23 protein-coding genes are annotated in these 22,168 nt (G+C 74.7%); 13 read left to right on the top strand and 10 right to left on the bottom strand.

All coding sequences use genetic code 11. From position 1 onward, the window contains the following. Window positions 1-117: 117 nt before the first annotated feature. Window positions 118-603, top strand: a complete 486-nt coding sequence (locus tag KGD84_RS16480) for a MarR family winged helix-turn-helix transcriptional regulator (RefSeq protein WP_220561325.1) — start codon at window positions 118-120, stop codon at window positions 601-603. 201 nt (window positions 604-804) lie between these two features. Beyond that, on the top strand, window positions 805-1,494 hold the full coding sequence (locus KGD84_RS16475) for a hypothetical protein (RefSeq protein ID WP_220561324.1): 690 nt from the start codon (window positions 805-807) through the stop codon (window positions 1,492-1,494). A 37-nt stretch (window positions 1,495-1,531) separates the two neighbouring features. On the opposite strand, the gene KGD84_RS16470 is transcribed toward KGD84_RS16475, so the two are convergent. The 4 genes from KGD84_RS16470 to KGD84_RS16455 all read right to left on the bottom strand — a co-directional run bounded on the left by KGD84_RS16470 (window position 1,532) and on the right by KGD84_RS16455 (window position 5,225). After that, complete coding sequence (locus KGD84_RS16470) at window positions 1,532-2,458, bottom strand: sucrase ferredoxin (protein ID WP_220561323.1); 927 nt, start codon at window positions 2,456-2,458, stop codon at window positions 1,532-1,534. Between the two features lie 83 nt (window positions 2,459-2,541). Further along, window positions 2,542-3,240 (bottom strand): GntR family transcriptional regulator, encoded by a 699-nt coding sequence (locus tag KGD84_RS16465; RefSeq protein WP_220561322.1) that lies wholly within the window; start codon window positions 3,238-3,240, stop codon window positions 2,542-2,544. Between the two features lie 215 nt (window positions 3,241-3,455). Next, on the bottom strand, window positions 3,456-4,235 hold the full coding sequence (locus KGD84_RS16460) for an SDR family oxidoreductase (RefSeq protein ID WP_220561321.1): 780 nt from the start codon (window positions 4,233-4,235) through the stop codon (window positions 3,456-3,458). A 51-nt stretch (window positions 4,236-4,286) separates the two neighbouring features. Then, window positions 4,287-5,225, bottom strand: coding sequence for a LysR family transcriptional regulator (locus KGD84_RS16455; RefSeq protein WP_220561320.1), 939 nt, complete (start codon window positions 5,223-5,225; stop codon window positions 4,287-4,289). 70 nt (window positions 5,226-5,295) lie between these two features. Here KGD84_RS16455 and KGD84_RS16450 point away from each other — a divergent pair, with 70 nt between their 5' ends. The 6 genes from KGD84_RS16450 (at window position 5,296) to KGD84_RS16425 (ending at window position 10,687) form a co-directional block, all read left to right on the top strand. Continuing rightward, window positions 5,296-6,585 carry an MFS transporter gene (locus KGD84_RS16450; RefSeq protein WP_255646602.1) on the top strand — a complete coding sequence of 430 codons (1,290 nt, stop codon included), beginning with the start codon at window positions 5,296-5,298 and terminating at the stop codon, window positions 6,583-6,585. Window positions 6,586-6,618: 33 nt separating this feature from the next. Then, the gene (locus KGD84_RS16445) at window positions 6,619-7,569 is read left to right on the top strand and encodes a ring-cleaving dioxygenase (protein WP_220561318.1); all 951 of its coding nucleotides are present in this window, start codon (window positions 6,619-6,621) and stop codon (window positions 7,567-7,569) included. Then, window positions 7,566-8,201 carry an alpha/beta hydrolase gene (locus tag KGD84_RS16440; RefSeq protein ID WP_255646601.1) on the top strand — a complete coding sequence of 212 codons (636 nt, stop codon included), beginning with the start codon at window positions 7,566-7,568 and terminating at the stop codon, window positions 8,199-8,201. The genes KGD84_RS16445 and KGD84_RS16440 overlap by 4 nt, the downstream gene beginning before the upstream one ends. Window positions 8,202-8,375: 174 nt before the next feature. Beyond that, a complete protein-coding gene (locus tag KGD84_RS16435; RefSeq protein ID WP_220561316.1) occupies window positions 8,376-9,146 on the top strand; it encodes a sulfite exporter TauE/SafE family protein in 771 nt (256 codons plus the stop codon). A 104-nt stretch (window positions 9,147-9,250) separates the two neighbouring features. After that, window positions 9,251-10,171: an SPFH domain-containing protein gene (locus KGD84_RS16430; protein ID WP_220561315.1), complete on the top strand. Its 921-nt coding sequence runs from the start codon at window positions 9,251-9,253 to the stop codon at window positions 10,169-10,171. 252 nt (window positions 10,172-10,423) lie between these two features. Next, complete coding sequence (locus KGD84_RS16425) at window positions 10,424-10,687, top strand: LapA family protein (RefSeq protein ID WP_220561314.1); 264 nt, start codon at window positions 10,424-10,426, stop codon at window positions 10,685-10,687. A 57-nt stretch (window positions 10,688-10,744) separates the two neighbouring features. Here the strand turns inward: KGD84_RS16425 and KGD84_RS16420 are convergent, their stop codons facing one another. Continuing rightward, window positions 10,745-11,686, bottom strand: a complete 942-nt coding sequence (locus KGD84_RS16420; RefSeq protein WP_255646599.1) for an iron-siderophore ABC transporter substrate-binding protein — start codon at window positions 11,684-11,686, stop codon at window positions 10,745-10,747. A gap of 239 nt (window positions 11,687-11,925) precedes the next feature. On the opposite strand from KGD84_RS16420, the gene KGD84_RS16415 reads away from it, so the two are divergent. The 3 genes from KGD84_RS16415 to KGD84_RS16405 are packed head-to-tail and all read left to right on the top strand — an operon-like array spanning window position 11,926 to window position 14,891. Continuing rightward, on the top strand, window positions 11,926-12,960 hold the full coding sequence (locus KGD84_RS16415) for a FecCD family ABC transporter permease (RefSeq protein ID WP_220561312.1): 1,035 nt from the start codon (window positions 11,926-11,928) through the stop codon (window positions 12,958-12,960). Continuing rightward, window positions 12,957-14,042: a FecCD family ABC transporter permease gene (locus tag KGD84_RS16410; RefSeq protein ID WP_220561311.1), complete on the top strand. Its 1,086-nt coding sequence runs from the start codon at window positions 12,957-12,959 to the stop codon at window positions 14,040-14,042. Before KGD84_RS16415 ends, KGD84_RS16410 begins: the two co-directional genes overlap by 4 nt. Window positions 14,043-14,081: 39 nt before the next feature. Further along, entirely contained in the window at window positions 14,082-14,891 is an 810-nt protein-coding gene (locus tag KGD84_RS16405; protein WP_220561310.1) for an ABC transporter ATP-binding protein, read from the top strand. 89 nt (window positions 14,892-14,980) lie between these two features. Here KGD84_RS16405 and KGD84_RS16400 read toward each other — a convergent pair whose 3' ends face one another. From KGD84_RS16400 to KGD84_RS33585, 4 genes are read right to left on the bottom strand one after another with little or no spacing between them, the layout of a single operon-like run. Further along, window positions 14,981-15,559 carry a GTP-binding protein gene (locus KGD84_RS16400; RefSeq protein WP_220561309.1) on the bottom strand — a complete coding sequence of 193 codons (579 nt, stop codon included), beginning with the start codon at window positions 15,557-15,559 and terminating at the stop codon, window positions 14,981-14,983. A gap of 24 nt (window positions 15,560-15,583) precedes the next feature. Further along, on the bottom strand, window positions 15,584-15,931 hold the full coding sequence (locus KGD84_RS16395) for a DUF742 domain-containing protein (RefSeq protein WP_255646598.1): 348 nt from the start codon (window positions 15,929-15,931) through the stop codon (window positions 15,584-15,586). Next, entirely contained in the window at window positions 15,928-16,344 is a 417-nt protein-coding gene (locus KGD84_RS16390) for a roadblock/LC7 domain-containing protein (protein ID WP_255646597.1), read from the bottom strand. Before KGD84_RS16390 ends, KGD84_RS16395 begins: the two co-directional genes overlap by 4 nt. A gap of 5 nt (window positions 16,345-16,349) precedes the next feature. After that, a complete protein-coding gene (locus KGD84_RS33585) occupies window positions 16,350-18,587 on the bottom strand; it encodes a sensor histidine kinase (RefSeq protein WP_220561307.1) in 2,238 nt (745 codons plus the stop codon). A 347-nt stretch (window positions 18,588-18,934) separates the two neighbouring features. On the opposite strand from KGD84_RS33585, the gene KGD84_RS16380 reads away from it, so the two are divergent. Next, window positions 18,935-19,225 (top strand): 4a-hydroxytetrahydrobiopterin dehydratase, encoded by a 291-nt coding sequence (locus tag KGD84_RS16380; protein ID WP_220561306.1) that lies wholly within the window; start codon window positions 18,935-18,937, stop codon window positions 19,223-19,225. A 58-nt stretch (window positions 19,226-19,283) separates the two neighbouring features. Here the strand turns inward: KGD84_RS16380 and KGD84_RS16375 are convergent, their stop codons facing one another. Next, window positions 19,284-20,891: an AMP-binding protein gene (locus tag KGD84_RS16375; protein WP_220561305.1), complete on the bottom strand. Its 1,608-nt coding sequence runs from the start codon at window positions 20,889-20,891 to the stop codon at window positions 19,284-19,286. 210 nt (window positions 20,892-21,101) lie between these two features. Here KGD84_RS16375 and KGD84_RS16370 point away from each other — a divergent pair, with 210 nt between their 5' ends. Further along, window positions 21,102-22,124 carry an acyltransferase domain-containing protein gene (locus tag KGD84_RS16370; protein WP_220561304.1) on the top strand — a complete coding sequence of 341 codons (1,023 nt, stop codon included), beginning with the start codon at window positions 21,102-21,104 and terminating at the stop codon, window positions 22,122-22,124. The last annotated feature ends 44 nt before the right edge of the window (window positions 22,125-22,168 follow it).

Genomic DNA, 22,168 nt, shown 5'->3' with positions numbered 1-22,168 from the left:
TCCTGGAAGAGGCGATATTATTTCGTTCGGTCGAACGAAATATATTCGGAGGGGTCGCCGCGGTCAAGGGCGTGGTGCCCCGCGGGCGTGCGAAGAGACCGGCGGAACGGAGAAGGCATGGATCGGGACAGGGCGCTGCGCGAGGTCGAGGAGGCCGGGCGCGTGCTCTCGGCCGCGGCGGTGATGTTCCACACCGCGGTGGGCGAGCGCCTGGGCATCGGTCCCAGCGACTGGAAGATGATGGACCTGCTGGAGCGGCACGGCCCCTGTACCGCGGGCGAGCTGGTCCGCCACTCCGGGCTGGCCCCCGCCTCGGTCACCGGCGTCCTGGACCGGCTCCAGCGCCGCGGCATGATCACGCGCGGCAGGGACGAGAGCGACCGCCGCCGGGTCGTGGTCACCCTCACCGGCGTCCCGGCCGAGCGCGCCGCCGAGGTGTTCGGCCCCCTCATGCGCGAGCTCGGCGAGGTCCACGCCGGCTACGACGCCGACCAGCTCGCCCTCATCGCCGGGTACCTCACCCGGGCCGCGGCCGCCCAGACCCGCGCCACCGCCGAGGTCGCCGGGGGCGCGGAGCCGGCGGGGGAGCCCGCCGGCGGATAGGACGGCCTCCGGCGACCGGCGCCGGCCGCGAACGGCGGTGCGCTCATCGCCGCGGTCGGGGACGCGACAGCGCAGCTCCGACGCCCTGGACGGAACAGCAGGAGCGCGGACTGTCGGAGGGACCGGCCAAGGTGGCGGTGGCCGCCTCCGCCGCACCCGGGCGGGCGCCCCGCCACCGCCCCCGACACAAGGGAGACCCCCATGCCCGGCCGCCTCACCCCGGCCCGCTTCGTCGACCTCTACGACCTGGGCGCCAGACCGCACCTCCTCGCCCTCCGCACCTCCGTCGGCGACCGGCGGCGCCGGGAGTGGCTGGTCGGCGCCGGGCTCCTCGCCCCGTGCGACCCCCCGAGCCGCGGCTACGCCTTCCGCGTCACGGAGGCGGGCCTGGCCGCGCTGCGCGAGCACCTGGACCACCTGGAGGAGCGCGAGTCCCAGGGGCTGCCGTACCGCTCCGGGAACGAGTACGGCATCCAGCGCGGGGTCCTGGCCTCCCGTGCCGGATTGGACGCGGCCCTGGCGCGGCGCGCACGGGGTGAGGCCGCGCCCGTGGAGGCGGCGGGCACGGAGTGGTGGGGCGGGCAGGGGACGCCGGCGTGGGAGGGCTCGCCCCCCGGGGTGCTCCGGGCGGTGGCCGTGTTGCGGGCGGCCGGGCACGCGCCCATGGACTGGACGGCGGCGGGGGAGCCCAGGGGCTTCTACGTGGAGCCGCGCGGGCGGCTCCTGTACGTCTACCACGGCGAGGGCCGGCGCTCGCAGCGGGAGGACGGGGGGTGGTTCACCGCGGAGGTCGGCGCCTACGCGGACGCGCTGCGCGCCGCCGGGTGGCGGGTGGACGCGGACACGGGCCGGTGCGCGCACGTGCGGGTGCCCGGCTCCGGCCGGGGGTGAAGCCCGGTCCGGGCCGGGGGCGCACCGCCCCGCGCCGTCAGACGTGGGCGGGCAGGCCCTCGATCTCGGTGACGCGGTGGTGGACCGGGCGGCTGGGCTCGGCCGCCGAGCAGGTGGCCGGACAGGCCGCGCCCTCCTCGCGGGCGACGGCGACCGTGTACAGGCCGCGGTCGTGGCCCAGGGTGACGCGGACGCCGCCGGGAACCTCCTCCTCGCCCAGGTGGGTGACCTCGTCGGTGCCGACGGTGCCCAGGCGCATGCGCAGCGCCGCCTCGGCCGCCTGGACGGCGGAGGAGTCGCTGCACCGGCCGCGGAAGTTGTCGGGGACCAGCAGCCCCTTCTCCAGCGAGGTGACGGTGTGCACGGCCGAGACGGGGTCCAGGCGGCCGAAGTAGGCGCCCTGGGGCAGGGCGACCAGGTTGGCGGCGAACCGGTCGCCGCCCACGTGGGTGGTCTCCCAGACCTCGGCGTCGGTGTCGGCCAGGGCGGCGGCCACCGGGCGGCCCAGGACGGCGCAGCAGGGGTCCTTCTTGGCGTGGGTGCAGACCAGGTACAGCGTGTGGTCGACGGGGGTGCCGAAGTCCGGTGGTACGGGGCGCTCGGCGGCGGTGACGTCGATGTCCAGCAGCTCGGCCTGGTCGGTGAAGTCGACGCGCCGCACCCAGGGGGAGGTGCGGCTGACGTGGGCCAGGTAGGCGCGGCGCGGCCCGTCGGCGTCGCGCGCGGCGCCGGGGCGCTTGATGAGCTGGGGCCTGACGTCGTGGCCGGCGATCCGCGCGGCCAGGGCGGAGACGACGCCCCCGTCCAGCCCGGGGCTGGTGAAGGCGGGGTGGCGCCAGGGGCCGGGGTGCTCGATGAGCAGCCATCCGACGGTGCGTCCGGCCGTTCCGGCGATCTGCTCGCCGGTGTAGCGGGCCAGGGCCGAGCAGCCCCGGCTGCCGTCCGGGGCGGTGGGTAGGCGCACGGGTCGGTCCAATCGGGGGCGGGAGCGGGCACACGGGAGCGCGGGGTGCCCGGGACGTGCCCGGGCACCTTTGCGCGCCGAGGTTAGGTTAGCCTATCCAAGCCGTCGCCGGTGCCGGAGGGGCGCGTGTCGAGCATGGCGATCAGCGCGTCGCGGGAGGCGGCCACGTGGGCCTCGGCGCAGGCGGCCGCCGCGTCGGCCTCGCGGCGCCGGAGCAGGTCGACCAGGGCGCGGTGCTCCTCCACCGAGTCCCGGCGGTAGTGCGGGTGGCAGTGCCGGATGCGGGTGAGCTGGAACAGGTGGACCGGGGAGCGCAGGGCCTGCCAGGCGCCCGCCAGCCGGGTGTTGGCGGCGATCTCGTAGAGGAGGTCGTGGAAGCCCAGGTCCAGGCGGAGCAGCTCGACGGCGTCGGTGTCGTCGGACAGCGCCCGGTCCAGGGCGTCGACCAGGCCGGACAGCTCGGCCAGGCGGGCGTCGGTGACACGGGCGGCGGCGCGGTGGGCGGCCAGGCGCTCCAGGGCGCCGCGCACGGTGTAGACCTCGTCGACGTCGGTCGGCGTGAGCTCGATGACGCGGGCGCCGCGGTGCCATTCGCTGACGACCAGGCCGTCGCGCTCCAGCAGGGCCAGCCCCTCGCGGACGGAGCCGCGGCTGACGTCCAGGCGGGTGGCCAGGTCGACCTCGCGCAGCGGTGCGCCGGGGGGCACGGTGCCCTGGAGGATGGACTCGCGGATGCGGTCGGCCGCCTCGTGGGCGAGCCCGCGCCGCCGGGCCCTGCGCATGCGCCTCCTCGGATGACGGGATGGTCGGGTGCTGGGAAAGTGTAGGGCGCACGCAGTAGAGAGTGAGAACCGTCCGGGTCTCGGTACGGTTGCGGGCGGTGGCGCCCCGCCCCCGTTTTGTTGACATTCGGACAAGTTACGGCCGACTATGGGGCGCGCGGCCGCCGCGGTCCGGATACCGTCCTGATCCGGAACACGGCGGCCGCCCCGTGTGCTCAGGAGGGCGCGGAGAGCCCGCCGTCGCTGTGCAGCAGCTGCCCGTTGACCCACCCGCCGCGCGGCGAGCACAGGAATTCGACCAGGTCGGCGGTGTCCTCGGGGGTGCCGGTGCGGCCCAGCGGCGTGTACCCGGCCGTCTCCCGCTTCAGCTCCGGGGTCATCCACCCGGTGTCGACCGGCCCCGGGTTCACCGCGTTGGCGGACACGCCCAGGTGGGCCGGCTCCCGGGCGGCGGCGACGACGATCCGGTCCAGCGCCGCCTTGCTCGCGCCGTAGGGCAGGTTGCCGACGGTGTGGTCGCTGGTCAGCGCGACGATCCGGCCGGACCCGCGGGGCGCGGTGAAGGCGCGGGCGAAGGCGCGCACCAGCAGCCAGGAGGCGCGGGCGTTGACCGCGAAGTGCCGGTCGAAGGACTCCACACCGGTGTCCAGCAGCGAGGTGTCCACCGATTCGCAGTGGCACAGGACCAGGGCGGCGGGCGCGCCCAGTTCGGCGCCCACCCGCTCCACGACGCGGTCGGGGACCGCTGGGTCGGCGAGGTCGGCCTCCAGCGCCAGGTGGGCGGCCCCGCGTTCGGCCAGGGCGGCGCCGACCCGCTCGGCGGCGCCGGGTTCGGCGCCCCAGGGCATGCGGGCGTCGTAGGGGGCCCAGTGGGTGAAGGCGACGTCCCAGTCGGCCCCGGCCAGGCGCAGGGCGACCGCCGCCCCGATGCCGCGGGTGCGGCCCACTCCGGTGACCAGGGCCACGGGTCGTTCGGAAGAGCGCTCTCGTGTCATGGCGGCCAGCGTGGCGGCCGCCCCCGCCCCCCGGCAAGGGGTTTTCGCGGGTCAGCCGGTCAGGTCGGGGATCAGCCGCGGCCCGTGGCGGCGCACGTGGTCCAGGAACGTCGCCACGGCCGGGGGCGTGTAGCCGCCGCCGGAGCCCCCGGCCGCGTGCACCACCCCGATCGGCCGCACCGCGTCCGGGTCGGCCAGGGCCAGCTCCACCGTGCCCGGCAGGGGGCCGCGCGGGCGCGCGGGCAGCACCGACACCCCCAGCCCGGCGCCGACCAGTCCGCGGGCGGTGGCGATGTCGTCGGCCTCGAAGGCGACCTCGGGTGTCAGCGCCGCCCGGTCGGTGATCAGGTCCGTCAGGTGGCGCACCCCCCGGCCCGGCTTGAGGAGCACGAACTCCTCCGCGGCCACCTCGGCCAGGGCGATCTCGCGGTCGGCGGCCGCCAGCCGGTGGTGCTCGGGCACCACGAGGCGCAGCGCCTGGGTGTGCAGCACGGTCGAGGCCAGGCGCGGGTCGGCGGGCAGCGGCGAGGTCAGCGCCAGGTCGGCGCCGCCCTCGGCCACGCGGTGCAGGGAGTCGGCCCAGGGCTCCTGGACCAGGGTGAAGCGCACGCCGGGGTGGGCGCGGCGGAAGTCGCGCAGCAGGGCGGGCACCACCTCCACGCCCAGGGTGGGCAGGAAGGTGAGGCCGACCCGGCCCTGCCCCGCGTCGGTGATCTCGCCCACCCCGCGGGCCAGGTCCGCCAGGGCGCGTTCCACGTGCGGCAGCAGCAGGCGGCCGGTGCGGGTCAGCCGCACCCCGCGCCCGGTGCGTTCGACCAGGGTGAGCCCGGTGTCCTCCTGGAGGCGGGCGATCGCCCTGCTCAGGGTGGGCTGGGGCATGCCCAGGGATTCGGCGGCGCGGGTGACGTGCTCGGTGCGGGCCAGGGCGGCCAGCATGTGCAGGCGGGGGGCCAGCAGTCGGGTGATGCGGTCGGCGTCCTCGGGTTCCATGCGTTCCAGTATGGATCAGCGCCCGTCCATGCATTGGACGTATGGGTCGCCGGTTTCTAGCGTGGGTTCCATGGACTCCGCGCACACCGACGACGACCGCCCCCGGGCGGGGACCTCCGCCTACCGGCGCACCGTGGTGGCGATGGTGGCCGTGGCGGTGGCGACCTTCGCGCAGCTGTGGTCGGTGCAGCCGGTGCTGCCGGAGCTGGCGGAGGACCTGGGGGAGTCGGCGGCGCGGGTGTCGCTGACGGTGTCGGCGGCCACCGGCGCGCTGGCGGGGTTCGCACTGGTGTGGAGCGGGCTGGGGGACCGGTTCGGGCGCACCCGGGTGATCGCGGTGTCCCTGGCGGTGGCCACCCTGGTCGGCTGCGCTGCACCCTTCGCCGGCGACCTGTGGCTGCTCGTGGCCCTGCGGGCGGTGCAGGGGGCGGCGCTGGGCGGGGTGCCCGCGGCGGCGGTGGCCCACCTGTCCGAGGTGCTGCACCCGGCCGACGCCGCCCGGGCGATCGGTGTGTACATCGCCGGGAACCCGCTGGGCGGGATGGGCGGGCGCCTGGTCTCGGGGTGGGCGGCCGCCGCCGGGGGGTGGCAGTGGGGGGTGGCGGCCTCCACCGCGGTGGGAGTCCTGGCCTGGCTGGTGTTCGTGTGCGCGCTGCCGCGCCGGACCCGCGGCGCGCCCCGGTCCGGGGCCGGCGGGGTCGGCGGCCGCTCCCGGTGGCGGGCGGCGCTGGCCACCCCCGGGATGGCGGCGCTGTACGCGCAGGCGCTGCTGCTCATGGGCGCGTTCATGACCGTCTACAACCTGCTGGGGTTCCGGCTGACGGGCGAGCCGTTCGGGCTCTCCCAGGCGGTGGCGTCGTCCCTGTTCGTCGCCTACACCGCGGGGATGGCCGGGTCGGCCTGGTCGGGGCGGGGCGCGGGCCGGTGGGGGCCCTACCGGGTGCTGGCGGTCTCGGTCGCGGTGATGGGCGCCGCGGCGGCGGTGCTGGCGGTGCCCTGGCTTCCGGTGGTCGCGGTGGGGCTGGTGGTGTTCACGTTCGTGTTCTTCTGCGCGCACGCCACCGCCTCGGCCTGGGCGGCCCGGCGGGCCGGCGAGGGGCGGGCGCAGGCGTCCTCGGTGTACACGCTGGCCTACTACGTGGGGGCGAGCGTGCTGGGCTGGGCCGGCGGACTCTTCTACGACCGCTGGGGGTGGGGCGCGGCGCTGGTGTTCGCCGGGTTCCTGTGCGCGTCGGCGCTGGTCGCGGGGCTGGGGCTGCGGCCGGGGAAAGAGGTATTGCCCGGGGCCGGGGTGTCCTTGACCGGAACGGGGAGCGGTGCGGGGGAGCGTGGAGGGGGAAGGCCGCCCAAAGTGGTTTAAGATTCAACCACCTGGTCTCGAAAGAGGTGCCGAATGGACGTACGCCCCGCGGGGATCCACCACGTGACCGCCATCGCCACGGATCCGGCCGCCAACGCCGACTTCTACCGCAACGTTCTGGGCATGCGCCTGGTCAAGCGCACCGTCAACTTCGACGACCCCACCACCTACCACCTCTACTACGGGGACCGGGCGGGCAACCCCGGCACCGTCATGACGTTCTTCCCCTGGCCCGGGGCCCCGCGCGGGCGCCAGGGCGCCGGGCAGGCCACCGTCACCACCTTCTCCGTCCCGGAGGGGTCGCTGGGCTGGTGGGCCGGACACCTCAAAGCCCTGGACGTCGACTTCACCCGGCCCGCCGAGCGCGGCGCCGAGGACGTGCTGTCCCTGCGCGACCCCGACGGCCTGGTCATCGAGCTGGCCGCCGCCCCCGACCACCACGACACCGATCCCTGGGACGGGGGCGGCATCCCCACCGAGCACGCCGTGCGCGGCATCCGCGCGGTCACCCTCACCGAGAACCGGGTCGAGGACACCGCCGCGATGCTCACCGACCAGCTGGGCTTCCGGCTGGAGGGCGAGACCGCCGACCGGGTGCGCTTCCGCACCGCCGCGGCGGGCGAGGCGGTGGGCACCATCGTCGACGTGCTCGCGCGGCCGTCCGCCGAACGCGGGCACGTGGCCGCCGGCACCGTCCACCACGTCGCCTACCGCGCACCCGACGGCCCCGTCCAGGCCTCCTGGCGCGAGGACCTCCTCGCCCGGGGCGTGGGCGTGACCGAGGTCCGCGACCGCAACTACTTCACCTCCATCTACTTCCGCGAGCCCGGCGGGGTGCTGCTGGAGATCGCCACCGACGGACCCGGCTTCGACTACGACGAGCCCCTGCTCGAACTGGGCCGCTCCCTGCGGCTGCCGCCGTGGCTGGAGCCGGACCGCGAGGCCATCGCCGCGGCCCTGCCGCCCCTGGACGCCGACCGGTGAGCGCGGTCGCCGACTTCGTCCACGTCGTCGAACCCGCCCGCCGCCCCCAGGCGCCCACCCTGCTGCTGCTCCACGGCACCGGCGCCGACGAGCACGACCTGCTCCCGCTGGGCCGGACCCTGGCCCCGGGCGCGGCCCTGCTCTCCCCGCGCGGCAGGGTGGACGAGAACGGGATGAACCGCTGGTTCCGGCGGCTGCGCGAGGGCGTCTTCGACGTCGGGGACGTCATCGCCCGCGCCGCCGAGCTGGCCGACTGGGTGCCCGCCGCCCTGGACCACCACGGCCTGGGCGCCCCGGTGGTGGCCGTCGGCTTCTCCAACGGCGCCAACATCGCCGCCGCCCTGATGCTCCTGCACCCGGACGTGCTGGACGGCGCGGTGCTGCTGGGCGCCGGCTACCCGCTGCAGGGCCGCGACCCCGACCGGGTCGACCTGGCGGGGAGGGCGGCCTTCCTGGGCGCGGGGGCGGCCGACCCGATCAGCACCCCCGACCAGGCCCGGCTGCTGGCCGACCACCTCGCCGCCCTGGGCGCGCGGGTGGAGCTGCTGGAGCACCCCGGCGGGCACAGCGTGCCCCCGCGGGTGGTGGAGGGCGCCCGCGCCTGGTTCGAGGACCGCTACGGGCCCCACTAGACCACGGCGGCGCCCCCGGACCCGGGCGCCGCCGTCAGGCGGGGTGCGGTGCGTCTCCGGATGCCCGCACCCCGCTAGAATTCGTCGCGGACACCCCCTTTCTCCCTCTTCATCCCGCACATCCCCGCTCGAAAAGAACCCATGATCATCCCTGTGCTGCGGGGGCGGTGACCCGTGGACCCCGAGATCCTCGGCCTGCTCCTCCTGGTCGGCGTCGCCGCCGGATGGGTCGACGCCGTCGTGGGCGGCGGCGGCCTGCTGCTCCTGCCCGCCCTGCTGGTCGCCGCGCCCACCACGCCGCTGGCCACCCTGCTGGGCACCAACAAGCTCGGCGCGATCTTCGGCACCGCCTCGGCCGCCGTCGCCTACGCCCGCAAGGTGCCCGTGGACCGCGCCGTCGTGCTGCCCACCGCGACCCTGGCCCTGCTGGGCGCGGGCGGCGGGGCGGCCCTGGCCGCCGCCCTGACCACCGACGTCCTCAAGCCCGTCATCATGGTCGTCCTGGCCGGGGTGGCGCTGCTGGTGTACCTGCGGCCCGCCATGGGCGCCGCCGAGGTCCCGGGCCTGCGCACCCGCAACCGGCTGCTGGCCGCCATCGCCCTGGCCGGGCTGGGGGTGGGCTTCTACGACGGGCTCATCGGGCCGGGCACCGGCGTGTTCCTCATCATCTCCCTGACCGCCGTGCTGGGCATGGACTTCGTGTCCGCCTCCGCCGCCGCCAAGATCGTCAACGTCTGCACCAACCTCGGCGCCCTCACCGTGTTCGCGATCGGCGGCCACGTCGACTGGCTGCTGGGCCTGGGGCTGGCGGTGTCCACCGTCATCGGCGCCCAGATCGGCGCCCGCATGGCGCTGCAGCGCGGCTCGGGGTTCGTCCGCGCGGTCCTGCTGGTGGTCATCGCCGGACTGCTCCTGCGCATGGGCTGGGACATCTTCGCGTCGTGAGGCCCCGATCCCGGTGACCTGTGCAGGTCACCGGGATCCGCGGGCGCTCCGCGACCGTCCGAGAGGTGAGGACGGATTCCCCCTCTGAGACGAATGGTGCGCCCATGCCCCCTCGCACGACCAGCCGCACGCAGCCCCGCCGCACCCGCGGGTGGAGGACCGGCACCCTCGCCGCCCTCACCGCGGCCGCGGCCGCCCTCGCCCTGACCGCCTGCTCGGCCAACGCCGGACCCGACAGCGCGGGCCTGGAGTACGACGCGGGCGCCTTCTCCTCCACCACCTTCGACAGCTGCATCGACCCCGGCAACCGCGAGTACCACGGCCCGGGCGACGAGACCTACCTCTACCCCGCGGGGCAGCGCACCTTCGAGTTCTCCGGCTCCGACGCCGCCGAGATGGCCTCCTCCACGGTGGTGTCCAAGGACGACCTCGAACTCACCGTCACCGGGCTGGTGACCTTCAGCCTCAACATCGAGTGCGACCAGCTCCAGGAGTTCCACGAGCGGCTGGGCCTGAAGTACACCGCCTACGAGGACGCCGGCTGGATCGACCTGCTGCGCGACTACATCGGCCAGCCCCTCAACCGGGCCCTGGACGACGCCACCAAGGAGTACGCCTGGCGCGACCTGTACACCAGCGCCGACGCCAAGGCCGAGTGGGAGCAGAAGGTCGGCGACCTGACCGCGGCCTACATCGACGAGCAGGGCGGCGGCGAGTTCTTCTGCTCGCCCGTCTACACCGGCGAGGAGGAGTGCGGCACCCCGCAGCTGACCATCCAGCAGCCCACCCCGCCCGAGGAGGTCCGCAACGCGCTGACCCTGGCCCAGGAGGCGGTGGAGATGACCACCGCCCAGGAGCAGGAGAACGAGCGGGTGGACAAGGAGCTGGAGGCGATCGAGGCGCTGGTGGAGGTGCTCGGCCCAGACGGCTACATCCTCTACCAGGCCCTCAAGGACGGGAAGGTCGACTTCCTGCCTATCCCCTACGGCAGCGGCGTCAACGTCGCCCCGCGCGGCGGCAACTGAGCCCCGCGGCCCGGTCGGGGCGGGCGCCCGCCCCGACCGGGCCGCCGCGCGCCCGCCGGGGGCACGCAGGGTAAAGAACTGCTCACCTTCCGCGGGGTTTGTTCGCGCCCGCCGCCGGTGACGTGGCAGGAGAGGCCCCGCGCGGGTCCGGCCGTCCACGCCCGGCGGGCCCCCGGCGGGCCCCGGCGGCCGGGAGCCGGGCGGGGCCGGGCTCAGACGCGGCCGGGCCGGCCGCGGACGAAGGGGGACGCCATGACCGATCCGACGACGGTGGAGAACGGACGGGGGCCGCTGGCCTCGCCGAAGCTGTGGGTGGCCCTGGTCCTGCTGGTCGGGGTCGTGGTGTTCATCGTGCAGAACCGGGAGCCCACCGAGATCAGGCTGCTGCTCGTCTCCGTGACCTCCCCGCTGTGGGTGACCCTGACGGCGGCCGTGGTGGTGGGCGGGCTCATCGGCTGGCTGCTGCGCCCCTCGGGGAGCACCCGCACCGGCCGGGCCGCCCGCAGGGGCCGCTGACGGCGCCGGACGCCGGCGCGGCGGGCCCCGGGGGAGGTCCCCGGGGCCCGCGGGCGCCTACAGGGCGGGCTCGGTCCGGCCGGTGAGCGCCGCGGTGGCCTCCTCGACGATGCGGTGGGCGGCGTGCAGGTTGGAGGCGCCCCACACGTCGTAGTCGAACCGGTACACCCGTCCGCCGCGCACCGCCTCCAGGCCGGCCCACACCCCGTCGGAGAACGTGTCGGGGGCGTCGGGGAACCCGGACCCGGCCAGCACGAAGACCACATCGCCGTCGCCCCGGTCCAGGTTCTCGTACGACAGCGGGACGAAGTCGGTCCCGCCCTCGGGCTCGGCCTGCCCCTCGGGCCGGGCCAGCCCCAGGTCGCCGATGACCTGGCCGGGGAAGGACGCGGCGGTCTCCAGGCGGACCTCCGTGTCGCTCTGCAGCCGGACCAGGGACACCTCGGTGGCCGGGTCCACCCCCGCCTCCCCGATCGCGTCCCGGGCCTCCTCCACCGCCGCGTCGTAGGCGGCGTCGGCCCGCTCGGCCTCGGCCTCCCGGCCCAGGACGGCGGCCACGTCGTGCAGGTGGGTGCGCCAGGACCCGGTGCCCTCCCACTCCAGCAGGACGGTGGGCGCGATCGCCGACAGCTCCTCCTCGATCGCGTCCTGCGCGCCGACCTGTGTGGACACCCCGATGATGAGGTCGGGTCCGGCCAGGGCCAGCGCCTCCAGGTTGACATCGTCCTCGGCGGGGGAGTTGGTGACCAGGTTCATCATGTCGCCCTCGACGTCCTCGGGCAGGAAGGGGGCCAGACCCTGTCCGGGGGCGCCGGGGGTGCCCATGGCGGCCACCGGGTGGTGGCCCAGCAGGGTCACGGCGGCCAGTGTCGGACGCCACAGGACGGCGATCCGCTGCGGGTCCGCGGGCACCTCGACGGTCCCGTTGGCGCCCTCCACCGTCCGGGTCCCGGCCCCCTCGGAGGCCGGAGCGGGCCCGGCGCCGGAGCAACCGGTCACCCCCAGGACGAGGACCAGCGCCGATGCCGCTAGGGTGACCGTTGTTCCGGACGGGCGCGCCGGGGGTGTCCGGCGGCCGGGACGGAGGCTGCGGGAGAAGTACATGGGGGGACCCTTCCGTGCGAGGACGACCCAGGTAAGGCTAACCTGTCCTGGTCGATCCGCGGTGGTGGGAACGGTCCACGCCGGGACGCCCCCGGACGACGCCCACGATCACCTACACGACGAACGGGGAAGCCGTGGCCCTGCGCGCGCCCACCCTCGCACCCCCCACCCCGACCCGGCGCATCGTCCGGCCCGTCGGCCTGCTCGCGGCCCTGGGAGCCCTGGCGGTGTGCGTCCTGCTCAGCATCACCGTCGGCGCCAAGCCCATCCCGGTCGCCGACGTCTGGGCCGCGCTGACCGCCTACGACGGGACCTACGACCACAACGTCATCCGCACCCTGCGCGTACCGCGCACCGTCATCGGCGTGTTCGTGGGGGCGGCACTGGGCCTGGCCGGGGCGCTCATGCAGGCGCTCACCCGCAACCCCCTGGCCGAGCCGGGCATCCTGGGGGTCAACTCCGGTGCCGCCGCCGCGGTGGTGGTCGCGGTGTTCGCGTTCGGGGCCGCCGGGTCGGCGCTGATCTGGCCCGCCTTCCTGGGCGCCGCACTGGCCTCGGTCGCCGTCTACATGCTGGGGTCGCGCGGGCCGGCCAGCGCCACCCCGGTGCGGCTGGCGCTGGCGGGCACCGCCGTGGCCGCGGTCCTGCAGGGCCTGATCTTCGGCGTGATCGTCCTCAACGACTTCGTGTTCGACCGCATCCGGTTCTGGCAGGTGGGCTCCCTGGTCGGCCGCGACCTGGAGATCTTCTGGCAGGTCGCCCCGTTCCTCATCGGGGGTGTGGTGCTGACCCTGCTGCTGGGCCCCTCCCTCAACGCCGTGGCCCTGGGCGACGACCTGGCGGCCTCCCTGGGCGCGCGCATCCCGACGATCCGCACCCTGACCGCGATCGCCGTGATCCTGCTGTGCGGATCGGCGACCGCCTCGGCCGGGCCCATCTGGTTCGTGGGGCTGATCATCCCGCACGTGGCCCGCATGGTCACCGGCCCCGACCAGCGGTGGCTGCTGCCCTACTCGGCGGTGTTCGGCGCGATCCTGCTCACCGCCGCCGACACCCTGGGCCGGGTCGTCGTCCCCGGCGCCGAGCTGGAGGTCGGCATCATCACCGCGTTCGTCGGAGCCCCCCTGTTCATCGCCCTGGTCCGCAGCAGAAAGATGGCAGCCCTGTGAGCACCCTGACCCCGCCGCGCCCCCGCACCGGGGGCCGGCTCACCCCGCGCGGCTCCTTCGCCCTGCGCTTCGGCGACCGCGTCTCGCTCCTGGTGCGCCCGCGCACGCTCGTCGTGGCGCTGGTCCTGGTCGCGGCCGCCGCGGCCGCCCTGGTCGTTTCGGTGTCGGTGGGCGACTACGAGATCCCCATCGCGGCGGTGCCCGCCGCCATCGCCGGCGTCGGCGAGCGCCTGGACGTGTTCTTCGTCCAGGGCGTGCGCCTGCCCCGGGCGCTGACCGCCTTGGGGGTGGGCGCCGCCCTGGGCCTGGCGGGTGCGGTCTTCCAGAGCCTGTCCCGCAACGCCCTGGGCAGCCCCGACATCATCGGGTTCACCAGCGGCGCCGCCACCGGCGCCGTCGCGGTGATCCTGCTGGTGGGCGGCGGCCGGATCATGGTGTCCGCGGGGGCCGTCGCCGGCGGCCTGCTCACGGCCGCCGTCGTGTACCTGCTGGCCATGAGGAACGGCGTCCAGGGATACCGGCTGGTGCTGGTCGGCATCGGCATCTCGGCGATGCTGACCGCGGTCCGCGACTACCTGCTGACCCGCGCCGAGCTCACCGACGCCATGAGCGCCCAGATCTGGATGATCGGCAGCCTCAACGCCCGCGGCTGGAGCGAGGTGATCGCCGTGTGGGCGAGCCTGGCGCTGCTGGGCCCGGTCCTGGTCTACCTCGGCGGCCGGCTGAGGTTCATGGAGCTGGGCGACGACACCGCGCGCGCCCTGGGCGTGAACACCCAGGCCACGCAGATGGCGGCGCTGGCCGCCGCCAGCGCGCTGACCGGCGCGGCGATCGCCGTCTCGGGCCCCATCGGGTTCGTGGCCCTGGCCGCCCCGCAGCTGGCCCGCCGCCTCACCCGCACCGGCGGGACCACCTTCGTCGGCGCGGCACTCATGGGCGCCGCCCTGCTGGCGGTGGCCGACCTGGTGGCGCTGCGCGCCCTGGCCCCCACGCAGCTGCCGGTCGGCGTGGTCACCGCGGTCATCGGCGGCGGCTACCTGATCTGGCTCCTGTACACCGAGTGGCGGCGCGGCCGCGCCTGAGCCCGCCCGACCCGCGCACCCATCCCCACGAGGAAGAACATGACCGTCCACCACATCGACCGCCTCAGCGGCCAGGAGCTGACGCTCGCCTACGACCAGCGCGTCATCTCCCGGGACCTCGCCGTCACCATCCCCGACAACTCGTTCACCGTCATCGTGGGGCCCAACGCCTGCGGCAAGTCCACGCTGCTGCGCGCGCTGTCGCGCACCCTCAAGCCCGCCCAGGGGCGGGTGCTGCTGGACGGGCAGGCGATCTCGTCCTACCCGGCCAAGGAGGTGGCGCGGCGCCTGGGGCTGCTTCCGCAGACCTCCATCGCCCCCGACGGGATCGGCGTGGCCGACCTGGTGGCCCGCGGCCGCTTCCCCCACCAGGGGTTCCTGCGCCAGTGGTCCAAGGACGACGAGAGGGTGGTGGCGGAGGCGATGGAGTCCACCGGCGTCGCCGAGCTGGCCGACCGGTCGGTGGACGAGCTGTCGGGCGGGCAGCGCCAGCGGGTGTGGCTGGCGATGGTGCTGGCCCAGCAGACGCCGCTGCTGCTGCTGGACGAGCCCACCACCTACCTCGACATCGCCCACCAGATGGACATGCTGGACCTGTGCGCGCGGCTGCACGACCAGGGCGGGCACACCCTGGTGGCGGTCCTGCACGACCTCAACCACGCCTGCCGGTACGCCTCCCACCTGATCGTGATGAAGGACGGGGAGATCGTCGCCGAGGGGGAGCCCTCCCGGATCGTGACCGCCGAGCTGGTGGAGCACGTGTTCGGGCTGCCCGTGCGGATCATCCCCGACCCCGAGACGCACACCCCGCTGATCGTGCCGGTGGACCGGCGCCGCAACGGCGGCTGACCCCGCGCGGCACGGCGGGCGGGGGCGCCGCAGCGCTCCCGCCCGCCCCTCCGGGCCGCCCGGGGCCGGGCCCCGCGGGCCCACGCGGGTCAGGCGCCCGACAGCTCCAGGCGCAGCACCAGCTCGACCAGCTCCACCACCACCTCCTTGACGGAGGAGCGGTCGCGGGCGTCGCAGAGCATGACCGGAACCGGGTCGGCCACGTCCAGTGCCACGCGCACGTCCTCGGCGCGGTGCGAGCGCTGTCCGTCGAAGCAGTTCACCGCCACCACGAACGGGACCCTCCGCGCCTCGAAGAAGTCGATGACGTCGAAGCAGTCCGTGAGGCGGCGGGTGTCGGCGAGCACCACCGCGCCCAGCGCCCCCTCCACCAGTTCCTCCCACATGTGCGAGAAGCGCCGCTGCCCCGGTGTACCGAACAGGTACACCACGGTGGCGGGGTCCAGGGTGATGCGGCCGAAGTCGAGGGCGACCGTCGTGGTGGTCTTGGCCTCCACCCCCTCCAGGTCGTCCACGCCGGTCCCGGCGACGGTCATCTCCTCCTCGGTGTGCAGCGCCTCGACCTCGCTCAGCGCCGACACCAGCGTGGTCTTGCCCGCGCCGAAACCGCCGGCCACCACGATCTTGAGCGTGTCGGGCGCCTGCCCGAACACTCCCGGTGCGTCCATCGTCGTCGTTCCGTTCAATGCGCCTCAGAGTTCCTTGATGCGCGCCAGTACCGCGCGCAGTGTCGCCTCGTCGGGCCGGTCCCGCCCCCGTGCGGGGGAGCGGGCCAGCACGTATCCCCGGTCCACCAGGTCCGCCAGCAGCACCCGGACCACGCCCAGCGGCAGCCCCGACCGGGAGGCGACCTCGGCCACCGTCGCCGGCCGGCCGCACAGGGCGTGGATCCGCCGGCACTCCGGATCGTCCTCGACCACCTCGGACACCGCCACCACGGAGGTGGTCAGGGTCAGGTCCGACCGGGAGGGGCGGGTCCGGCCCCCGGTCAGCGCGTAGGGGCGGATCAGGTCCGGCCCCTCGCCGTGGTCGGGGATCACCCGCGTCCGCCCCGGCGCGGGAGCGCGGCCAGGTGGGGGCCGACCCGGCGTACCAGCCGGTTGATCTCGAAGGCGGCCTGGCCCATGTCGCAGTCGGTCCCGGCGGCCAGCGCCAGGGAGGCGCCCTGCCCCGCGTCGACCACGAAGAAGAACACGGTGTCCAGTTCGACCACGGTCTGGTGCACCTTGGACGCTCCCAGGGGTGCGCGGGCGCCCCTGGCCAGGGACGCGAACCCCGAGGCGATGGCGGCCAGGCGCTCGCCGTGTTCGCGGTCGATGCCGGGGGAGGCCGCCAGCGGCAGCCCGTCGGCCGACAGCAGCAGTGCGCTGCGCGAATGCGCGATCCTCTCGACCAGGTCGGCCAGCAGCCAGTCCAGGGTGCCGGTCCCGTTCTCCTCGGCTTGGGCGGACATCATCCTCATCCTTCCTCGGTGTCGCCGTCCGGTCCGGCGGCGCGGGCGCGCCGGGTTCCGGCCTGGAAGGCGCTCATCAGCGAACGGACCCGCTCGGGGGAGCGGTCGTCGTCATCGGTGGTGGTCACGGGTTCGGGTGCCGGGTCGACGGCGCGCCGCCGGCGGCGGGGGAGCCCCATGTAGTGGTCGGCGTCGGTGCCCCCGTGCGGGCCGTCCCCGTTCGCCGGGGCCGCGGGGGACACGTGCACCGTTTTCTCGGACACAGTGCTCTCGGACACCGTGCCGCCGGGCACCGTGTCCTCCGGCGACGGGGGAGCGGTGACGGCGGCGGGCGGTGGGGGAGCGGGAGCGGGGCCGGGCTCGACCAGGGCGTCGGCGGGCACGTGCACGGTCGCGCGCACGCCGCTGCCGCCCGGTGCGGCGGACAGCTCCACCCGCAGCCCGTGGCGGGCGGCCAGGGTGGCGACCACGAACAGGCCCAGCGGCGAGTCCTCCACCAGCCCGGCGACGTCGAACCGGGGCGGGTCCGCCAGCAGGGCGTTGTACTCCTCCAGGGCGGCCTCCCCCATGCCCAGCCCCCGGTCGGTCACCTCGATGCGGCAGCCGTCGCCCAGGGCCGCGCCGACCTCGACCTCGGTGTCGGGCGGGGAGAACGCCGTGGCGTTCTCCAGCAGCTCGGCCAGCAGCCGCGCGGTGTCGGCGGCGGTGTCGCCGCGCAGCGCCACCGGGGGCAGGCCGCGCGGCTGGACGCGGGTGTAGTCCTCGATCTCCCCGGCGGCGGCCCGCACCACCTCGTGCAGCCGCATCGGGGCGCGGGGGCGCCGGGTGGGGGCGCCGCCGCTGAGCAGCATGAGGTTCTCGGCGTTGCGGCGCAGCCGGGCGCTGAAGTGGTCGACGCGGAACAGGGCCGCCAGGGCGTCGGGGTCGGTCTCGTCGCGTTCCAGCCGGTCCAGGACGGCCAGCTGGCGGTGGACCAGCGACTGGGTGCGGCGGGCGATGGTGCCGAACATGGCGCTCACCCCGGCCCGCAGCCGCGCCTCCTGGACGGCGGCGGCCACGGCGGCGCGGCGGGCGTCGTCGAAGGCGTCGGCGACGTCGGTGATCTCGTCGCCCCGGGTGCGCGGCACCGGGGCGGGCTCGGGTCCGACCTCCTCCCCGGCGCGCAGGCGGGCGGTGAGGCGGGGCAGGTGGACGCGGGCGTACTCCAGGGTGGTGGTGCGCAGGCGGTGCAGGCGGCGGCCCATGCGGACGGCGCCGGTGATCGCGACGGCCGCCGAGGCCAGGGCGACGGCCAGGATCGGGAGGCTGGTCAGCAGGGCGGTGCGGGCGAGGTCGGCGGAGCGGGCGTCGCCGTAGTCGGCCAGCAGGCGGAGCTGGCCGCGTTCGACGGAGCGCATGCGCTGGTCGGAGGCCTCGGCGGCGCCCTGCCAGGCGGAGGCGTTGACCGGCGGGCGGGTGTGCTGGGGTGCGGCGATGACCTCGTTCTGCAGGTCGCGCACGCGCCGGAGGGAGTCGTAGGTCTCCAGGAGCCGGTAGGTGCGGGCGTCCTCGGGGGCGAGTTCGGCGCCGATGCGGTCCCAGGTGTGGCGCTGGGCGCCGGCGGCCGCGACGAACTCGGTGTGGGCGCCGGGGGTGAAGGTGTCGGTGGCCACGGCGTGGGTGAACACGGTGTTCTGGCGGGCCAGCAGTTCGCGGGCGCGCATCAGGGAGGTCAGGGAGCGCAGGCGGGGGATCTGCGCGGGTTCGGCGTGCTCGACGCGGGAGTCCCAGAAGCGCAGGCCCTGCTCGACCAGGTCGTGGTAGGCGGCGGCGGTCTGCACGAGTTCGCGGCGGTAGGGCGGCAGCGCGTCGACGATGGCGCGGTGGTGGGCCAGTCCCCCCAGGTCCCGTTGCAGGTGCAGGGCCTGGACGGGCAGCACGTCGGTGTCGAAGCCGCCCAGGACCCCGGCCAGTTCGTCGACGGCGGCGTCGGTGGCGGCGCGGGAGTCCTCCAGGGCCAGCAGGCTGCTCTGGGCGCCGTTCGCGGAGGCGGCGGTGGCCAGGCGTTCGTCCTGGAGGGCGCCGATCACCGCCGAGACGGCGGTGCCCGCCTCGCGGGTGAGGGCGGTCTCGGTGCGCAGCGCGCGGATGTCGCCCACGAGCAGGGCGGTGAAGAGCGACCACACCAGGAGGAGGACGGTGCTGGGCAGGAGCACCAGGGTGATCATGCGGGCGCGGAGCGACCGGCGCTTCGTGGGGGGCATGGGCTCGCTTCCGGGCCGGTGTCGGGGGGTAGGGGGTACCGGATCCACCCGAGTGAAGCCGGTCACCAGGGGAGAGTGCAAGGGGCGGGTGGGGCGCCCGGGGGCGGGGAGGGGCGTCGTGCCTGGTCAGGGGCAGGGGCTCAGGTTGGTAACGGAGCAGTGGGAACGCTGTGCTCCCCTGAAGAATCTACGTCGTAAAGGCGGGGGTTCTTTTGACCAAAGGCCCATAACAACAAGAAGGCGTGCGGCTCCGCCGCACCCCTCTCCTGATGAACAGCCTGGTTGGGGCCGGTCCGGGGCGGGTAAGGTGCGGCGTGCACACCGGACGCCTACCGGGGAGGGTCACCGTGAAGCTCACCGAGGAACAGATCCGCGACGGCCTGGAGCGCCTGGACGGCTGGCAGCTGGATTCGCAGGGGCCGGTGCTGCGGCGCACCCTGCGTCTGGCGGACTTCCCGGCCGTCGTGTCTTTGGTGAACACCATCGCGCAGGCGGCGGAGCAGGTCGGCCACCACCCCGACATGGACATCCGTTACGACACCCTGCACCTGGCCCTGTCCACCCACTCGGTCGGGGCGATCACCGACAAGGACATGGCGCTGGCCGCGCGCATCGACGAGCTGGTGCCGCAGGGCTGAGGGGCGGAGCGCCGGCTCCGCCCCGGCGGGTCCCCGGGGTCCGGGGACCCCGGTCCGGTCAGCGCAGCCGGGACCGGCGCATCTTGCCCGAGGCGGTGCGCGGCAGCTCGGGCACGAAGTCCACCACGTCCGGTGCGGCGTGGGTGGCGAACCGGGTGCCCACCCAGTCCTTGAGTTCGGCGGCCAGCTCCTCGGAGGCCTCGGTGCCCGGGGCGAGCACGACGCGGGCGCCGATCAGCTGTCCGGCGAGTTCGTCGGGGATGGAGTACACGCCGCACTCGTCCACCGCGGGGTGCTCGTTGAGGACGGCCTCCACTTCGGTGGGGCCGATCCGGTAGCCGCGGCTGAGGATGGCGCCGTCGTCGCGGGTGGAGAAGAACAGCCATTCGCGGCGGTCCAGGATGCCGGTGTCGCCGGTGAGGTAGAAGGCCTTGTCGGGGGTGAAGCGGACCTGGGAGGCGGCGTCGTTGTCGAGGTAGCCGGTGAACCAGGCCAGGGGGCTGTGTTCGAGGTCGACGGCGATGCGGCCGTAGGCGCCCAGGGGGGCGGGTTCGTCGGAGATGGCCTCCAGGACGGTGACCTTCCAGCCGGGCAGGGCGGGGCCGATGGCGCCGGGGGTGGCGTCGCCGGTGTCCTGGCCGGTGTCGCCGTTGGGGATGCCGACGCACCAGCCGAGTTCGGTCTGGCCGAAGTGGTCGCGTACGGGGATGCCGAAGAGGTCGGTGACCCAGTCGATGACGTCGGGGGCGAGGGGTTCGCCGAAGCTGGTGAGGCGTTGGACGACGATCTCGGGGGGCAGGGTCTTGGTGGCGGCGCGCAGGGTGCGGTAGGTGGTGGGGTCGGCGGCGAGGTTGGTGACCTCGTACATGCCCAGGACGTCGAGGGTGAGTTCGGGGTCGAAGAATCCGGCTCGGAGGGCGATGGAGGCGTGTCCGGCGAGCAGGGGTGAGATGAGGCCGTGGTAGAGGCCGAAGGCGGAGCCGGGGTCGGCGGTGTTCCAGTAGGTGTCGTGGTCGTCGACGCCGAGGCCGTAGTGGTGGTAGGCGTGCATGGCGGCGAGGGCGCGGACGGGTACGGGGACGCCGCGGGGTGGGCCGACGAGTCCGGAGACGTAGACGATGGCGAGGAGGCCGTCGCCGCCGACGGCGGTGTCGGGGGTGGGGGGTGCGTCGGTGGTGGAGAGGGCGGTGAGGGTGGTGTCGCCGTCGCGGAGGGGGTGGGTGCCGGTGGTGGCGATGGTCCAGGGGGGTGTGTCGTCGGTGTCGAGTTTGGTGCGGTGGTGGTCGTCGACGATGACGAGGCGGGTGTGGGAGGAGGTGAGGCGTTCGCGGATGGCGGAGGGGGCGAAGGAGGTGAAGAGGGGGACGAGGACGGCGCCGAGGCGCCAGGTGGCGAGGGCGGTGACGGCGAGGTCGATGCCTTTGGGGATGAGGGTGGCGATGCGGTCGCCGGGGCGGATGCCGTGGGCGGCGAGTCCGTTGGCGAGGGCTTGGGAGCGTTCGCGGAGTTGGCCGTAGGTGAGGGTGGTGGGGGTGAGGTCGGGGCCGATCTGGGTGATGGCGGTGCGGTCGGGGTGGTGGCGGTCGCACAGCACGTGGGGTACCGAGGTGGTCGGGGAGTCGTAGGCGGTGAGCCACTCACGTACACGGTGTGCCGGGTGGGGCATCGGAGGTCGTCCTCGTCTCGGTGGGTGCGGTGCTAGGGGCGGGACATGTCAACACTATGCCCACTGTCCAGACCTTCTTGTGGGGGTGAAGGGGGTTTTCCCTGGGTGGGACGCGTGGTGTGGGGGTTGGGGTTCGTTTGTGGTCGTTGTGTTCGTGGTGGGTTTTTCGGGCGCTCGCGTCGGGGGTGGGTGTTCGGCCATGATGTGCGGATGAACGCTGACATGGTGGCCGACCGGTTGGGTCTGGCGGAGGATGACCGTCGTTGGTTGATCGCGGCGCGGGGGTTGCCGGAGCCGTTGGAGCCGTTGCGGGTGCCGCAGGGGGCGGATGCGGAGCGGGTGTGGGACGAGTTCGGTCTGGAGCCGTTGGATCGGGCGGATGTGGCGGCGGTGTGGCCTGGGCCGTCGGGTGAGGGGTGGTCTGCGGAGGCGTGGGCGCTGGTGGTGGGTATGTACCGGCGTTTGGCGGCGGATGCGGGGTTGCCTGTGGGGACGTGGGTGGATTGGCCGTCGTTGGTGGGTTATGACGATGTGCGGGTGCGGGTGGCGTCGTTGGTGGCTTTTGCGGCGCGGGTGCCGGCGCAGTATGCGGCTCATGGTGCGTTGGGTGTGGATCCGGCGGTGACGCGGGCGACGTTGGCGGATGTGGGTGTGCAGGTGGGGCGTTCGCGGCGGATGTTCGGTCGGGTGGGTGTGGAGACGGCGTCGTGGGTGGCGGCGCAGTTCCGTGGGCGGTTGTTCTGGGTGGGCGGGTTGCAGTTGGAGCCTGCGGTGTTAGGGCCTCAGGGCGGGGTGGAGTGGTATTCGCGGGAGGAGGCGGCGGGGTTGGGTCCCGGTTTCGGGGTGGGGGATCCGGTGTTGCGGTTGCACATTCCGTCGGGTGGGTTGGATCCGGTGTCGGTGTCGGATGCGTTGGGGCGGGCGCGGCCTTTCGCGCGGGCTCATTTGGGGATGGATCCGGTGGTGGCGACGTGTACGTCGTGGTTGTTGGATCCGCGGTGGGGTGAGGTGTTGGGGGAGGGGTCGAACATCGTGGGGTTCCAGCGGCGGTTCACGTTGGTGGGTGGGGGTGTGCCGGGGGAGTCGGATGTGTTCCGGTTCGTGTTCGGGTTGCCTGAGGTGGATGTGGCGCGTGCGTCGCGGCGGACGCGTTTGGAGCGTGCGGTGGTGGAGCGTTTGGAGGCGGGTGGGGGCTGGCAGGTGCGGACGGGGTGGTTGCCGTTGGCGGGGTGAGTGTTCGGGGGGTGTCGGCGGTGTGGTCGGCGCCCCCCCTTTTT

The sequence above is a fragment of the Nocardiopsis changdeensis genome (assembly GCF_018316655.1).
Taxonomy (GTDB): Bacteria; Actinomycetota; Actinomycetes; order Streptosporangiales; family Streptosporangiaceae; genus Nocardiopsis; species Nocardiopsis changdeensis.
This window is presented reverse-complemented; position numbering and strand designations above follow the sequence as displayed.

Coding starts and splice junctions, on each gene's coding strand:
- KGD84_RS16480 (WP_220561325.1), top strand. CDS start 118: ATGGATCGGGACAGGGCGCTGCGCGAGGTCGAGGAGGCCGGGCGCGTG.
- KGD84_RS16475 (WP_220561324.1), top strand. CDS start 805: ATGCCCGGCCGCCTCACCCCGGCCCGCTTCGTCGACCTCTACGACCTG.
- KGD84_RS16465 (WP_220561322.1), bottom strand. CDS start 3,240: ATGCGCAGGGCCCGGCGGCGCGGGCTCGCCCACGAGGCGGCCGACCGC.
- KGD84_RS16460 (WP_220561321.1), bottom strand. CDS start 4,235: ATGACACGAGAGCGCTCTTCCGAACGACCCGTGGCCCTGGTCACCGGA.
- KGD84_RS16455 (WP_220561320.1), bottom strand. CDS start 5,225: ATGGAACCCGAGGACGCCGACCGCATCACCCGACTGCTGGCCCCCCGC.
- KGD84_RS16450 (WP_255646602.1), top strand. CDS start 5,296: ATGGACTCCGCGCACACCGACGACGACCGCCCCCGGGCGGGGACCTCC.
- KGD84_RS16445 (WP_220561318.1), top strand. CDS start 6,619: ATGGACGTACGCCCCGCGGGGATCCACCACGTGACCGCCATCGCCACG.
- KGD84_RS16430 (WP_220561315.1), top strand. CDS start 9,251: ATGCCCCCTCGCACGACCAGCCGCACGCAGCCCCGCCGCACCCGCGGG.
- KGD84_RS16425 (WP_220561314.1), top strand. CDS start 10,424: ATGACCGATCCGACGACGGTGGAGAACGGACGGGGGCCGCTGGCCTCG.
- KGD84_RS16405 (WP_220561310.1), top strand. CDS start 14,082: ATGACCGTCCACCACATCGACCGCCTCAGCGGCCAGGAGCTGACGCTC.
- KGD84_RS16400 (WP_220561309.1), bottom strand. CDS start 15,559: ATGGACGCACCGGGAGTGTTCGGGCAGGCGCCCGACACGCTCAAGATC.
- KGD84_RS16390 (WP_255646597.1), bottom strand. CDS start 16,344: ATGTCCGCCCAAGCCGAGGAGAACGGGACCGGCACCCTGGACTGGCTG.
- KGD84_RS33585 (WP_220561307.1), bottom strand. CDS start 18,587: ATGCCCCCCACGAAGCGCCGGTCGCTCCGCGCCCGCATGATCACCCTG.
- KGD84_RS16375 (WP_220561305.1), bottom strand. CDS start 20,891: ATGCCCCACCCGGCACACCGTGTACGTGAGTGGCTCACCGCCTACGAC.
- KGD84_RS16370 (WP_220561304.1), top strand. CDS start 21,102: ATGAACGCTGACATGGTGGCCGACCGGTTGGGTCTGGCGGAGGATGAC.